The organism is Megasphaera cerevisiae DSM 20462 (assembly GCF_001045675.1).
In the GTDB taxonomy this organism is placed as follows: Bacteria; Bacillota; Negativicutes; order Veillonellales; family Megasphaeraceae; genus Megasphaera; species Megasphaera cerevisiae.
In genome coordinates this window covers 43,438-58,113 of the sequence record NZ_LEKT01000016.1, presented here as the reverse complement: position 1 = coordinate 58,113, position 14,676 = coordinate 43,438, and the positions used below count along the sequence as shown (strand labels likewise).

Below are 14,676 nucleotides of genomic sequence, written 5' to 3'. Positions count from 1 at the left end.
TTTGGTGTCGGGGATACTACGTAGATACCGTAGGAAAAAACGAGAAGAAGATAACCACCTATATTCGAGAACAACTTAAAGAAGATGAAATGTCCGAACAGCTTACATTAGATTTTGAAGACCCGTTTACGGGTAACCGGAAGTGATATGCAAGTGACGGACCGAACATGCGCTGTAAAGCGCCGCTGGTAGACTAGGCCTTATAGGCCGCATAAGAAAAACCACCAGCTAAGCTGGTGGATCATTATTCGTTTCAGTACACAGGTCCTTGTTGACTTGTGGGCGCCATAAATGGGGCCCCTACAGAGGATGTGTGTTGCATTGTACCCATATTGAAACCCAGATTCCCGAAACACACCACGATGAATTTATTACGTAAGCAAGTATTACGAAGTCTCCGGAGATGCTAGCAACGGCGTTACACCGAGTATTGCTCGAGGAACGATGAGACGAGTCATGCGAAAGATCCCCTTTCAAACGCATGTAGGGATTCATCACGGACGCATTTGCAATGCGAGTCCGTCCAGCAGTGCCATGGGAAAGTTAGCAAAACGTTTTTCAACGCCTGCATTTTTGTAAAAAAGCGAAGTCGATGAGGCTAGTTATTATCTGGGTCAATACATGTACCGAGAATTTCTTGACACATACATTAACCCAAAAACTGTATACATACAAGCTTAATTGGTATACAATGAATTACAAAGCTAAAATTTAAGAGTATGTATTGAATAATAATTTCATATATCTACGTAACATTAGGGCTTATTTATATTTGATATTAAAATATAGAGTAATATAGCCGGGAGGTTTTCCTAGTGAAAAGAGTGGATGATAGAGAATTAGTCAGTCTTTTGTTTCAAGCAATACAGGCGATATGTGTTGATAGAGAAAAAGTAGTATCAAAATATACAGAGTATCCGGAACACCTCTTGTTATCGGATATTATTGAACTGGATGCTGAACATAGGTATATTAAATATTTTATGAATGATGATAGGGGAAGAGTCTTATCTGTTCGCAAACCGCAATTCACCAGTAGCCCACAACCACCTGATTCTGTGAAAAATTGGCTAGTTTCTGGGTGGGAACGTTATGCCAATAAGGTTGAACATAAAGACGTTGATGAAAATACCAATGAAAATTTCGAAGATTCTCTGGAACGTGTGCAAATATTTAATCATTGGGTAAAACAGCGAGAAATTTGGGCAACAGAACAAAATCATTTGATGAAGATAGATCGAATATTCAAAAAAATTTATCAAATCAATAATGATTTTCGTAGAGATTCTGAAGATAGTGAGTTGTTATTTACATTTGGTTTATTTAAAGATAACAGAAAATATGGATCTTCAGTGAATCATCCTTTGTTTACCAAACGATTACGTATTGACGATGAAGATATTGTAAAAAATATTATAACAATATATGATACTGTGGAAGATTTGAAATTTGATTCAACTTGCTTAAGTGCAATTACAGATACTGATTTTAATAATATTGGCGAAATAGACACAAAAGTAAAAGACGAAGATTTTGCTATTTATGATAAATCTGAAGTAGAAATTTTTTTAAAGAGTGTGATTAACCTATTAACCCATTCAGGAGAGTATGTGGATGATAATAAACAGATAATTACGCAACAATTTACAATATCATATTCGCCTTTGTTCATTGTTCGGACGCGTAAATCCGGAATAACAGATTTCATCAATAAAATTCAAGATGCATTATCGGATGGTAGGGATATACCGCAATATCTAATTGATATTTTGAACCCCAAAAATCAGAATAATAATGATGATAAACTTACTACTCTTACAACATATGATGAATCCATTGAAAAAAGATTGGCTGCAGTAAGTGGCGAAGATCCAGATATTTATATGACTAAACCGGCTAACAAGGAACAGCTGCGTATTGCACAGGAAATTGAGACAAATGCGGCAGTTGAAGTACAAGGGCCTCCTGGCACCGGTAAAACTCATACGATTGCAAATCTTATTGGTCACTTTCTGGCACAAGGGAAAACAATCTTGGTTACGAGTGAAAAAGTCAAAGCATTAACGGTATTGAAGGATAAATTAGACGACGAAATCAAGCCTCTTTGTGTACCTGTTTTTGATGATAATCAAGGTGAAATGGAAAACTCTGTAAACTCAATAATGGGTAAAGTCCATGTACTCAATGTGAAGGATTTAAAACGAAAGATTGAAGAATGTAGAAAAAACAGACAAGAAATTATTGGTCATCTCAATAGAGAACGTAAAACTATATTCGAGATACGACATAAAGAAGCAAAGGATATTGTATATGATGGGAAAAGTTATTCGGTTTTAGATATAGCAGATTTTTTGGCTAAAAATAGTGATTTGCAAAAATATATTCCTGGAAAAGTTAGTAAAGGTCCGGATTTACCACTAACTATTGAAGAATTTGATGATTTGTATAAAAGCAATCAGATTTTAAGCCAGGCAGAGTGCAAGGAATTGGCATTGGATTTACCATTTTATGACTCTCTCATTTCACCGGAAAAATTTCAGGAACTTTTACATGATATAGATACCTATAATGAACAGATAGCAGGTATTAAGAATTTTGACTTTTCGGAATATCGTGAAGATTTTGAGACTAATCAGCTTATCTACAAGAATAAAGTTTTATTTAAAGCCCCCAACAGCGATGAACTAAAGAAGCTTCAGAAAATTTTGGATACCGTTCCCATATTGGATGATTGGCAGTTTTCTATTATTCAGGATACAATTCTTGGGCAAGGTTATAGGGCACGTTGGGAAAAATTAATAGAACGAGTTGAAATATTTTCAAATGCTGATAGTCAGTATCAAGCAGATTTAGCAGGAATGTCTATATCGATAGATGACAATTTGCAGCAATCTGAACTTAAAAAGAATATTTCAGTTATCATTAATCAGTTGAAAAATGGTGGAATTGGCTTGTTTTTTAAGCTTACACATGGTAACGTTAGTAAGGTTTTAAATGGAATTCAAATTAACAATCATGAGTTGCGTACCGTTGAGGAAGCCACTTTAATTTTGAAAAAAATTAATCGCGATGAAGCCTATGATAACCTAAAAAATATATGGAATGATTTATTTAATCATTCCAGTATTTCTGATATAAATCATATAAAAGAAAATATAGTTATTTATATTAGATCTGTATCAGACAAAATAAAACAGGCACTGCAATGGGAAGATAAATGGTATAAAGCCTATGCCGAGGGATTATTGAGATCAGGTTTTAATAAGTCATTATTAAAACCGAGAACGGAATATATTAAAAACATAAAAGAATATATTAGTTACATAACGCATAATGTCAAAAATTATATCCATATTGCGCTTATTTATAATGCAAAAAAACAAATTTATGATGAAATTTGCAAAGCAGAAGATAATTTTAAAAATGCTAAATTAAAACAGTCTTTAAATTGTAACAAGCTGCTACAAGCTTTATTGAATCATGATGGAGTCGCATATATGAAAAGTTATGGCACATATGTGCAGCTGTATGATAAATATCCTATATACCGCAACAGATGTCGCCTATTACTGAAGCTAGCATTAAATGCTCCGGAGTGGGCTGGCGAGATTGAAAATAGAGAAGGGCTTAATAATTCCACAAAAATTCCTTGTGATTTGACGAAGGCCTGGAAAGTAAGACAATTTAATATGATTTTTTATGATGTTTTTTCTGAATCGTTGGAAGAAAGACAGAAAAAGGTAGCAGTGTATAGTGTTGATTTACGTAAAAAAACTGCAGATTTAGCGAATAATCTAGCTTGGTTGCATTTGAAAGAACATCTAGCTGGAAAAAAGGAAATTCAAAATAACTTAGCTGCTTGGACAGCATTGAATAAAAAAATTGGTAAGGGGACTGGCAAACGTGTACCTGAAATACGACGTCAGGCACGTAAATGTATGTTACAGGGACAGAAAGCTGTTCCTGCATGGATTATACCTGTGAAGAAGGCATTGGAAACTTTTGATCCGGTAGAAAACCACTTTGATATTGCTATCGTTGATGAAGCGAGTCAGTCTTCTTTGGAAGCATTGGCGATTACTTTTCTTGCGGATAAAATTATTGTGGTCGGTGATGATAAACAGGTAAGTCCCATGATGGTAGGCGTGGATCAGAGTAAAACAGATGACATATTGAAGAAATTTCTTGCCAGCTATATGAATAATTGGATGTTATTTAATGGGACAACATCTTTTTATGAAATTGTAGGTCTGTCTTTCCAACCGCTTATGTTACGCGAGCACTTTAGATGTGTACCGGAAATTATAGGCTACAGTAATGAAAAATTTTATAATAATCAAATTTTACCACTTCGTGATTCTACCTCATCTAAACTTTTGCCACCGGTAATTAATTATCGTGTAGATGGTTTTAGAAACGGCAGAAAGAAAACAAATACAGTAGAAGCGGAAACGATTGTAGCCTTGATTATGGCTTGTTGGGGACAAGAGGAATATAGGAATAAAACCTTTGGCGTAATTTCTATGGTGGGTGAAGATCAGGCTAAAATCATAAGTAGCTTAATCCTTAATAAAGTGGGTGATTATTCAGCCATTAAAGATCGAGAATTAATTTCAGGGAATGCGGCTTCTTTTCAAGGTGATGAACGAGATATCATTTTCTTGAGCATGGTTGATGATAATGATTCTGCAAAATTGGTAAGAGTTGCAAATATTGCTGAAAGATATAATGTAGCTGTTAGTCGTGCAAAAGATCAAATTTGGGTAGTCAATTCATTAGATTATACAGCTTTACAGAAGGACGATCTTAAATATGGATTATTGGAATATGCACAAAATTATAAAACACATCGTCAACAGGTGTTAGATATTGAACGTAAATCGGAATCTCCGTTTGAGGTAGAAGTTGCTCAATTTCTAACAGCGACAGGGTATCATATAGTTCAGCAATATGAAGTTGGGTCGTATCGCCTTGACATCGTCGTGATTTATCAAAATCGAAAAATCGCTATTGAGTGTGATGGAGAACGATTTCATTCGGGAGAAGTAAAAATACAGCAGGATATGGAACGTCAATGTATCTTAGAACGTTTGGGATGGCGTTTTATCCGCATTCCAGGTGGATTATTTTATAGAGATAAGGAAGATACAATGAAAGATGTGTATCGCCAACTTGGAGAATATGATATTTATCCAGAAATAGCTGAAAATGATGCTAAGGAGGAGACTAGTGACTTATATGAACGGGTTGTGCGTAAAGCTCGCGAAATCAGAAAATCGTGGGATGACGATGTGGATGAACCGGTAGATTTGCCGATTAATGTACAAAAGCATATTATTGGCGTAAATCCTGTTGTGGCCAGCATAACGGGGAATTCTCATGACACTTCATTTAATGGTGTTAATAATAGTTTACATAGACAACAGACAAAGTTGACACAAATAAGCACTGAAAACACACAATTTGCTACAAAAACTACTTCCAACCTAGGCAATGGCATAATGAAGACAATAGTTCCCGATGAAAGAAAAGATAAGAAAACAGGTGAAAAAATAATGCCAACCCATATTGATTCAAAACAAGTAGGTAATATTTCGAATCATATTGCCATCGGTATGGTTATTATGCATAAGATTTTTGGAGAAGGGATTGTAAAATCTATTGATGATGGGTATGTTAACGTTATTTTTGACGATGAAAAACTAAGACGATTCCAGGTCCCACAGGCATTCAAGTTGGGATTTTTAAAACTGAAAAATTAGTAATATTGTGCAAAAATGTTTGGAGAAAGTATACTTACGATAAAGCTCAAGACCAGTGTTGAAATAGAAATACAGGTGTAAGCTAACAGGCGCTTTCATTCTGTTACCGATAAATTATAGAGAAACACAACACTGTTTTATTTATATTAACAATAATTGTCGAAATTAATGCGTGATGGTTAATCAGCAATCAGGAGATGTATTATGAAGATAGCTAATTAATCGCTCCAGTAGATTTGTAGATGAGATTTTTCTAGCATCAATTTCTTGGAAACTGAAAAATTGAAGCGATTCTTCGAGGCCCTCTTCTAACAAGGATATGGCCTGCGGATACTGAACTTCATGGTCATTCATGAAGGTATTCGCATATTTTTGAGCACTCTCGTAGTCCGGCTGTAGCCAGATTTGCTTAAGCTTTGCGGCAAACGATTTTTTATTTTTACCAGAAACATGCGCCAATATATTTCGCATAAAATGAACCTTGCACCGTTGCCAGGAGCAGCCAAGAAAAGCTTCTCGGGCAGCTTTTACTAGGCCTTTATGGGCGTCAGATACGACCAGCCATACGTTCTCTAAACCCCGTTCTTTTAGCTGATCAAATACTTTCGTATACGTTGCGGCAGACTCTTCATACATGGGCTCTACCGCTAAAATAGCACGTTTGCCCTCTAAATGAATGCCAGTGACGACTCGTACGGCCATATTTTTAACCTTTTGATTATCACGAATTCGTTCATATAACGCATCTACCCAAAGAACCGGATATGCGGCTTCCAGTTTTCGGCTTCGGAACGCTTCTACTTGTTCGTTTCAATCCTTAGTCATTGCTGAAACTTGGCTGCATGAAATGGATTCGATGCCTAGCGTTTTGGTTAATGTATCAATTTTGCGGGTTGAGACGCCATTGACGTAGGCTTCCTGAATTACATTCATGAGAGCAGCTTCGGAACGTTTTTTTGCTTCTACAAAGAAGGGAATGTATCCGCCATTTCTGATTTTAGGAACCATGAGATACATTGTTCCCATTTTTGTGTCAAACCGGCGAACGCGGTAGCCTGATCGGTATCCCTGGCGTTCCTTGTTCCGTTCTGATTTCTCGGCACAAAGCTTACTTTCTACTTCAGCTTCCATGAGACGTTCACAGAGCCATTTGAGAATAGATTGCATCGGATCTTCCTCTGATATAAATTTCATTAGCATTTTTTCAAAAGATACGGTAGAATTTAGGTAAGCCATCATTTGTTCACTCCTTATTGGTTTGCTTGCTACTTACCTTTTCGGAGTTTTGATGGCTTTTTCCTTTTTTTACTTTTGCGAACTTAATTGTACTCTATCTATTACAAAGAACTTTACTGCAAGTGGAAGCAACAAATGCTGTGATAAACTATAATCGTAACGTAGTGGCTAGTAGGACATAATCATCATATTAAAGAAAGAGGAAAATACCTATGCCATTGTTTGATGATTGTCGATTGACAATATTTGACACGAATGTTATTATAATTACATAAAATAAAATATACAGTGTAATTATAATAACAAATAAAGGAGGTGGGTGCTATGAAAAAGACAGGATATACGAGTATCGTGCAAACTTATATTCGGCAGCACGATGAAAAACAACCTATTTTGACGGAACAAGTGAGTGCTTATGTTGCGGCTGTTACTTACTTAGATCCTGCCGTCGTGAAACGTACGGTTAATGTTATTCTGGCTCGGTTGGAAAAACAGGGGGATATCGTACGAATTACTAAAGGCATGTATTGTAAAACAATTAATACCGTGTTTGGGAACTATACACCGGATGCAGATGCGTTGTACTGTAACCGATTTTTACGAGATGCCAATGATCATATCATTGGATATGAAACAGGCTTATCTGGGTTGAATCGGTTGGGGTTTGTTACACAGATGCCTGCTAAACGATGTATTGCCACTAATGCGTATGATAAACGGATTCCAAAACATTGGAATATTACGCTTCGCAAACCACCCATCCCCATTACAACAAACAATCATCGGTATCTGCAACTTTTAGATGTTGTTCAACAATTACATACGGCACCCGTGGATACAGTAAACCCCACCAGACTTGTTTGTGATCTTATACAGACATGGAAGCTAGATACGAATATATTGATTCGGATGGCAAGACAGCATTATGATTATCGTGTATTATGTACTACGATTGACATAGTATTGGGGGATATCCATGAATCTGCATAAAGATGAATACGCATTTGGGGCACTAATCAACGATATTCATGAGAAAAGCGATATCCGGAGCGATATTATCGAAAAAGATTATTATGTCATGTTGTTGCTGTATGAGCTATCGAAAAAACAGCAACAGGATGCATTGCCAGCATATTTTAAGGGCGGGACTGCCTTGTATAAGGCATTAAAAAGTATACGGCGTTTTTCGGAAGATATCGATATTACCGTATGTATTGATGATTGTAACAATAATAGTCAAAAAAAGAAACGGTTGAAAGACGCAACAACAAAATATCAATCGCTTCCCCGTACTCTGCAGAAGAGTATGGAAGAACATAACAACGGCAGCATTACAACCGTGTATGATTATGAATCTATCGTTCATACGGCAGATACAGATGATCCGTTACAACGATTTGGGCATGTAAAAGTGGAAGGGACTTCGTTTACTGTCAGTGAACCACACACTGCATTACAAATTGAACCGATTCTGTATACCTATGCCACCCAAGAACAAAAACAGATTTTGCAGCAACAGTTTACGGTAGGGCCGTTTTGGATTGAAACCATTCGGTTGGAACGTATTTTCACCGATAAAATTTTTGCAGTCGAATTTTATTATGAACGCCAATCCTATTTCGATGTTGCAAAGCACATATACGATGTCAGTGTTCTTATGGATATCCCACAAATTCAGGAATTATTGCATAATCGAATCGTGTTATTACAGATGGTACAATATAAAAGACAAGAAGAGCAACAAAGAATCGGAAGTAATTTATCGAACCAACTATTCCGAGACTTTGTAGTTTTTGACGAACTAGCGAAAAATGATATATTGCAAAAAGAATATCAAAGAATGCAGAAAAATTATGTATTTGCCGAACATGATCAACTGGTGTATGAATGTATTGTACGCCAATGGAAAAAATTGGAACCTGTTCTGCGACAGTTAGATGAGTCTTTATGATAGTGAAATAGAAATTATGAAAAAATTCAGCATTTGATACAAAAAATAGGATGATAAGACCTTCCGATGGTACCACTTTTTAATACACTTTTGGCAATTATTTGGTACAATCGTTGCCGAAAATTAACATAAATGGCTTAATTAAGCCATTGTCTTGAGTTTTCGTAATAAGGGGGGCATATGAAAATGGGAAAGAAGTCTTCTCGACTGTTGTATCGATAGCTTCGGGGGACTCTGCATATTGATGAAAAAAGATCACATTTCCGACTTTGTTATACGCAGGCATCTAGCAGATAGATTAGATGCCTGCGCACATTTTTATTATCATTGGATATGAAACGAGATTATCCGGGTTGAATCGGTTGGGGTTTGTTACGCAGATGCCTGCTAAACGATGTATTGCCACTAATGTGTATGATAAACGGATTCAAAACCATTGGAACATTACGCTTCGCAAACCACCCATCCCCATTACAACAAACAATCATCGGTATCTGCAACTTTTAGATGCTGTTCAACAATTACATACGGTACCCGTGGATGCAGCAAGTCCTACTAGGCTTGTTTATGATCTTATACAGACATGGGAATTAGATACCAATACATTGATTCGGATGGCAAGACAGCATTATGATTATCGTGTGTTATGTACTACGATTGACATCGTATTGGGAGACTGGAACACAGTCAAGTAAGTAGACACATTTTAAAAGTATAATTTATAAAAATGCAGAACTATCCCTGCATTTGGTGATACGCTTCTTCTACTTCATTAGGAGTTAAATATCCAAGCGAAGCATGCGGCCGTTTAGAATTATACCGTTGGATATATTCAAAACAGGTTAGACGTAACTGCTCTGTGGAATAGAATGTCCTGCGCAGCAGACATTCACGCTTCATCTGCTTAAAGAAGCTCTCGCAGCAGGCATTATCGTAAGGATAACCCTTCTTGGAGAAAGATTGGACAAATTGGTATCTATCAAGAAGTTTTCTGACAGAAAAAGCTTTATATTCGGAACCTTGATCTGAATGAAATAATACATGCTTTGGAAATTCACGATTTGTATACGCCTTTTGCAGGGCCGCTTGTACTAGGTTATGGGAATGCTCAGATGAGACATTCCAGCCTATGATTTTCCTGGCAAAAAGAGCAATAACAATGCATAGATAGTTGAACCTGCCATTGACCTTGATGTAGGTAAAATCGCTGACCCAAATCATATTGGGAGCATCCGGATTGAAACCTTGATTAAGATGATTTACGCATAGTATCCCATCTATGGGGGCAGGTTTATATTTAGGCGTATCCGTGGACATTTTAGGCAGAGCCATGCCAGCCATCAGTCGGTACACTCTGCCAACACTGATGGTTATACCATAGTCACGCTTAAGGACGTGGTGGATTTTATAAGCACCAAGACTGTGATCGTAGTCGCTGTAGATGTGCACGATAGCGGACTTAATTTGTTGATTAACCGCTATCCTGGGGGCTGGTTCTGAGAAAAAATGCTTGTAATAAGTGCTGCGATTACCATGCAGCACTTTACAAAGCATTTTAACACGATGCTGACAGCGCAGTTTAAAAACAGCTTCTAGTCTTTGTCTGAGTGTGGCGTGAATATGGCAATCGCTTTTTTTTAAATAAGATTTTCCTCTTCCAGTTGCGCATTGCGTTTTTGGAGTTGTTTGACCTGTTTAGCGGTGATAATCTCACCATTGTCGGTTTCGACAGTAGAATATTGCTTAATCCATTTACCCAGAGCGGATTGAGATACACCATATTCTTTTATAAGTGCAGTTTGAGTCTTGCCATTGTGGTAAAGCTCCACCAGTGTGCGTTTGAAGTCTTCTTCGTAACGAGGTGTTTTTGTGGACAAGTTAATTCCTCCTTTTCGTGTTTGAAATAATAATACGCCTGGTGCAAGAATGTGTCTACTTTTATAGGGTAGCACCAATGAGTTTTCAGAGATGTATAAGAAAGGGCAACAATACGGGTACATAAAATAACAATATATATAGCTAATACAGTGCGTGAACGTTTGACAATTCGTACTGTATTAGCTATAATATATTAACTAAATTGATTAATATATTTTGCTAAAGGAGATGATCGTATGTATGTAAATCGGAAAACCGCAAAGTACAACGTTGTTAAAAGCTGCCCGTGTTCTTTTGCTCTTAAAAAAGAATGTAAACAAGTGCATACGCCAGATGTTGCTAAAAAAATAGCAGATGCATCTCAATATTTTTTATGCAAAAATAAAGAAGCGTATTCTAAACTGGCAGATAGATGAATACAAACAAGCAGATTATACAACTGCTTTATGAGGATGTCATTGGCTGTCATGAGGAACTAGAAAAAAGTTTTGGAGACAACAATAAAGGGGTAAGAGATAGTGGGTTGATAGAGTCTGCCATTTATGCTCCTTTTTCTGGCTTCGGTGATCATGATTTTTATCCGAGTGTTATAGAGAAGGCAGCCTGTTTGTTTTATGGGTTAAATAAAAATCATGGGTTCGTCGATGGGAATAAAAGGACTGCATTGCATTGTACTTCAATATTTTTATTTATAAATGATCTAGAAATTAATGCAACACAAGATGAATTAGTTGAAATATCTACTGGAATAGCCGATTCGAAACAATCAAAGGAAACTGATTGTGAAATGTTGATTACGTGGTTTGAGGCGCATATAGTCAATATTAATACTTGAAAAAGACACCAACCATTGGTGCCTTTTTTTTTACGTGTTTGCAACGTAACCATAAGGCTTTATAGGTTTTATCTGATATCCAAAAATTTATAAATGGTTTCTAGTAGATATTGTGTACTGTGTACACCGAAAACAGCCTACAAAACCGGACAATTATGCATTTAGCTGACTGAAACAATACACGTTTATGTACAATTATTGTAAATTTTATCTCCATACGGTTGGTAAGTAAGGTAGCTACAAAAGATATCTAATAATTTACGAAGACGGAGGAAGGTTACTAATGAACATATTCAAAGTTTTTGCATCTTCTAAAAAAAGTTTTCCTGAGGAATGTATGTCTGCTTTAATTTTATGGTTATTGAATCCGCAAATGGAACATGGGCTAGGGTATGAATTTTTACAGCGATTTATTCAAAAACTGGAAGAAAAAGATCCTAAACTAACATCTTTGGAAAGGCGTTTAGTGAGTCAATTGCGAAAATCATCGCAAGATGAAGAGGGTGATCAATGTGGATGTGAAGATGTTTTATGTGATCTTGAAACACATGTTACGAGCGATACGGGTGAGGCTTTTATTGATGCTGTCCTTGAATTTAGCGACACTATTTTAGCTATTGAAAATAAAATTTATACAAATTCTGCATCAGATTTCACACAACTTTGCCGAGAGTATGATGGTTTGCGAAATGCAGCGACAAGGGGGAAAATAAAAATCAAGAGACGGATCGTATTAATATTTTTAGTACCGGGTGATGTAGACGTGACATCTATGGATGAATGGCGACATAAACCTGATGTGCAAGATGGTGATTCTATACAGATTGGTACGTGGAAGGAAAATGATCAAGGATATCCTTCTGTTTATACGTTGATTAGTGAGCTTCTGCGGGATGAAGCGGGGGGAAGAACGGAACCCATTCCAGAATATACACGACATACGCTTAAAGCATTAAACGCGTTTATCTGCAATGATTTTCAAGGATATTATTACAAAAATCACAAAAAACCAACTAGTATTGGTGGATTGAATCCATTGGCCGAAGGTACAGAAAATATACAGTTACTTCTTGGAAAGACAGAAGGATATGTGGGGGTCCGATTTGGAATTAACGGTTTTATTTTCTGGTCAATGGCAGAGATGTCCTTTTGACGCTTCTTGGCGACCTGTGGCTTGAAAGAGGATTGACGATCCTGAGGAATGTCAATCTGAAAACTGCCATAACTGCTTGTTCATTTGCTTGGGTTTATAGCCATTGCGGGCATTTTCGCTGTCAGAGCGTTCTGATTTGCTGTAACCCAGGTGTTCTGTTCGTCCATCTCAGACTCCATCATTTCCTTGATGGCGCCGCCAAGTAAATCCTTCAAGGCATCTTGCATGTCGTTAGGTTTCTCGATGTTGTACTCTTGGAAGAGCTGCTTAATGATAGCCTGATTTCCATCTATTTCGGCACGACCTCCTTCAGCCGGAAGTGACTCGCCAAGCTGCCGGAAAGTATTCTATCGCGTGAAAACGGCTATGGCATGTGCGGATATTGAATATTTGTATAAAACATTATATATTCGACGTAAAAAGTGTTAATAATTTCCTAAATATCGTTGATAATTTTGTCTTTCTGTGCTATGCTGTACTCGCGTTATCATGTGGAGGTGCGTGTATGTACCGATTTGCTATTGAAAAGCTCTATACATGGAAGAAAAGCAAGCGCCGCAAGCCGCTGATCATCGAAGGGGCGCGTCAGGTCGGTAAGACCTGGCTGATGAAAGAATTCGGTTCCAAGGTGTATGCGAATACCGTATATATCAACTTCGACTCTAATTCAAGGATGGCGGATCTGTTCACATCTGACCTGAACACGGATCGCCTTATCATGGGGCTGGAGCTTTACGCCGGTCACAAGATCGACGCCGAAAACACACTGCTGATTTTTGACGAAGTGCAGGAAGTGCCAAGGGCGCTTTCCTCTCTTAAATATTTTTATGAGAACGCACCGCAGTATCATATTATCTGCGCAGGTTCGCTGTTGGGTATTGCTCTCCACGGCGGAACCTCTTTCCCCGTGGGAAAGGTGGATTTTCTCAAGCTCTATCCGCTTTCTTTCCGGGAATTCCTGATGGCGACCGGCAACAAGCGATTCACTGAACTACTGGACAAGCAGGATTACGAGATGATCACCTCCTTCAAGCAGACCTACATCGACGCACTCAAGCATTACTATTTCGTGGGCGGTATGCCAGAGGTCGTGCAGAGTTTCGCCGAGAACAAGGACTTCAATGAGGCTCGGGAGATACAGAAGCGCATTTTGGCGGCGTATGAGCAGGATTTCTCTAAGCACGCGCCCTATGAGATCGTGCCGAAGATCCGCATGATATGGAACAGCATTTCCTCTCAGCTGGCAAAGGAAAACAAGAAATTTATTTATGGCCTTGTCCGCGAGGGCGGTCGTGCGAAAGAGTACGAGACCGCAATCATGTGGCTCACCGACTGCGGGCTGGTACACAAGGTCAGCCGAGTCAACGTCGCCGGAATCCCGCTGAAAGCCTACGAAGACTTACGGGCGTTCAAGCTGTACATCGTGGACGTGGGGCTATTGGGGTGTATGACTGGAATTAGGCAGCGCACGCTGCTGGATGGCAACGATCTGTTCACCGAATTCAAAGGTGCGCTGACCGGGCAATATGTCTGTCAGCAGCTCAAAACCATTGAGGATTTGGGCGTCTATTATTTCACCAACGACCGTGGTTCCTGTGAGGTGGATTTTGTCATCGACACCGGCGAAAAGGTCATTCCGGTGGAGGTCAAAGCCGAGGTCAATCTCAAAGCCAAAAGCTTGCGGGTGTATAAGGGTAAATTTAATCCAGAAATTTCCGTCCGTACGTCCATGGCAGATTACAAAAAGGAAGATTGGCTGGTAAACTTGCCACTATATGCGGTGGAAGAGATCGATCGTGTTGCTTTATAGAAATCGCATGTAAAAGAATATTTTGGAGGAGAAAGAAGCGAACTATGTTCT

At 38.0% G+C, this 14,676-nt stretch carries 10 protein-coding genes and 2 pseudogenes; 9 read left to right on the top strand and 3 right to left on the bottom strand.

Annotation, left to right across the window (positions count from 1 at the left end; all coding sequences use genetic code 11):
* Both AB840_RS16015 and AB840_RS06550 read left to right on the top strand, forming a co-directional pair.
* Nucleotides 1-146 (top strand): annotated as a pseudogene (locus tag AB840_RS16015) (IS200/IS605 family transposase); the annotation flags it as partial.
* 669 nt (nt 147-815) lie between these two features.
* Nucleotides 816-5,762, top strand: a complete 4,947-nt coding sequence (locus AB840_RS06550; protein WP_048514032.1) for an AAA domain-containing protein — start codon at nt 816-818, stop codon at nt 5,760-5,762.
* Between the two features lie 219 nt (nt 5,763-5,981).
* On the opposite strand, the pseudogene AB840_RS06545 reads toward AB840_RS06550, so the two are convergent.
* A pseudogene (locus AB840_RS06545) lies at nt 5,982-6,998 on the bottom strand (IS256 family transposase); the annotation flags it as partial.
* 324 nt (nt 6,999-7,322) lie between these two features.
* Here AB840_RS06545 and AB840_RS06540 point away from each other — a divergent pair.
* The 3 genes from AB840_RS06540 (at nt 7,323) to AB840_RS06530 (ending at nt 9,644) form a co-directional block, all read left to right on the top strand.
* Nucleotides 7,323-7,988: a DUF6088 family protein gene (locus tag AB840_RS06540; protein ID WP_048514031.1), complete on the top strand. Its 666-nt coding sequence runs from the start codon at nt 7,323-7,325 to the stop codon at nt 7,986-7,988.
* Complete coding sequence (locus AB840_RS06535) at nt 7,975-8,949, top strand: nucleotidyl transferase AbiEii/AbiGii toxin family protein (protein WP_048514030.1); 975 nt, start codon at nt 7,975-7,977, stop codon at nt 8,947-8,949. The genes AB840_RS06540 and AB840_RS06535 overlap by 14 nt, the downstream gene beginning before the upstream one ends.
* A gap of 302 nt (nt 8,950-9,251) precedes the next feature.
* Nucleotides 9,252-9,644 (top strand): hypothetical protein, encoded by a 393-nt coding sequence (locus tag AB840_RS06530; protein ID WP_053078144.1) that lies wholly within the window; start codon nt 9,252-9,254, stop codon nt 9,642-9,644.
* A 40-nt stretch (nt 9,645-9,684) separates the two neighbouring features.
* Here the strand turns inward: AB840_RS06530 and AB840_RS06525 are convergent, their stop codons facing one another.
* Nucleotides 9,685-10,569 (bottom strand): IS3 family transposase, encoded by an 885-nt coding sequence (locus AB840_RS06525; RefSeq protein WP_152669411.1) that lies wholly within the window; start codon nt 10,567-10,569, stop codon nt 9,685-9,687.
* 17 nt (nt 10,570-10,586) lie between these two features.
* Entirely contained in the window at nt 10,587-10,826 is a 240-nt protein-coding gene (locus AB840_RS17570; RefSeq protein WP_048514029.1) for an IS3 family transposase, read from the bottom strand.
* A gap of 237 nt (nt 10,827-11,063) precedes the next feature.
* Here AB840_RS17570 and AB840_RS06515 point away from each other — a divergent pair, with 237 nt between their 5' ends.
* The 4 genes from AB840_RS06515 to AB840_RS17785 all read left to right on the top strand — a co-directional run bounded on the left by AB840_RS06515 (nt 11,064) and on the right by AB840_RS17785 (nt 14,625).
* Nucleotides 11,064-11,243 carry a hypothetical protein gene (locus tag AB840_RS06515; RefSeq protein WP_048514028.1) on the top strand — a complete coding sequence of 60 codons (180 nt, stop codon included), beginning with the start codon at nt 11,064-11,066 and terminating at the stop codon, nt 11,241-11,243.
* Nucleotides 11,240-11,662 carry a type II toxin-antitoxin system death-on-curing family toxin gene (locus tag AB840_RS06510; protein WP_053078143.1) on the top strand — a complete coding sequence of 141 codons (423 nt, stop codon included), beginning with the start codon at nt 11,240-11,242 and terminating at the stop codon, nt 11,660-11,662. Before AB840_RS06515 ends, AB840_RS06510 begins: the two co-directional genes overlap by 4 nt.
* A 283-nt stretch (nt 11,663-11,945) precedes the next feature.
* On the top strand, nt 11,946-12,815 hold the full coding sequence (locus tag AB840_RS06505) for a PD-(D/E)XK nuclease family protein (RefSeq protein ID WP_048514027.1): 870 nt from the start codon (nt 11,946-11,948) through the stop codon (nt 12,813-12,815).
* A 505-nt stretch (nt 12,816-13,320) separates the two neighbouring features.
* Nucleotides 13,321-14,625: an ATP-binding protein gene (locus AB840_RS17785; RefSeq protein ID WP_048514026.1), complete on the top strand. Its 1,305-nt coding sequence runs from the start codon at nt 13,321-13,323 to the stop codon at nt 14,623-14,625.
* The last annotated feature ends 51 nt before the right edge of the window (nt 14,626-14,676 follow it).

Coding starts and splice junctions, on each gene's coding strand:
- AB840_RS06535 (WP_048514030.1), top strand. CDS start 7,975: ATGAATCTGCATAAAGATGAATACGCATTTGGGGCACTAATCAACGAT.
- AB840_RS06540 (WP_048514031.1), top strand. CDS start 7,323: ATGAAAAAGACAGGATATACGAGTATCGTGCAAACTTATATTCGGCAG.
- AB840_RS06510 (WP_053078143.1), top strand. CDS start 11,240: ATGAATACAAACAAGCAGATTATACAACTGCTTTATGAGGATGTCATT.
- AB840_RS17785 (WP_048514026.1), top strand. CDS start 13,321: ATGTACCGATTTGCTATTGAAAAGCTCTATACATGGAAGAAAAGCAAG.
- AB840_RS06505 (WP_048514027.1), top strand. CDS start 11,946: ATGAACATATTCAAAGTTTTTGCATCTTCTAAAAAAAGTTTTCCTGAG.
- AB840_RS06530 (WP_053078144.1), top strand. CDS start 9,252: ATGCCTGCGCACATTTTTATTATCATTGGATATGAAACGAGATTATCC.
- AB840_RS06515 (WP_048514028.1), top strand. CDS start 11,064: ATGTATGTAAATCGGAAAACCGCAAAGTACAACGTTGTTAAAAGCTGC.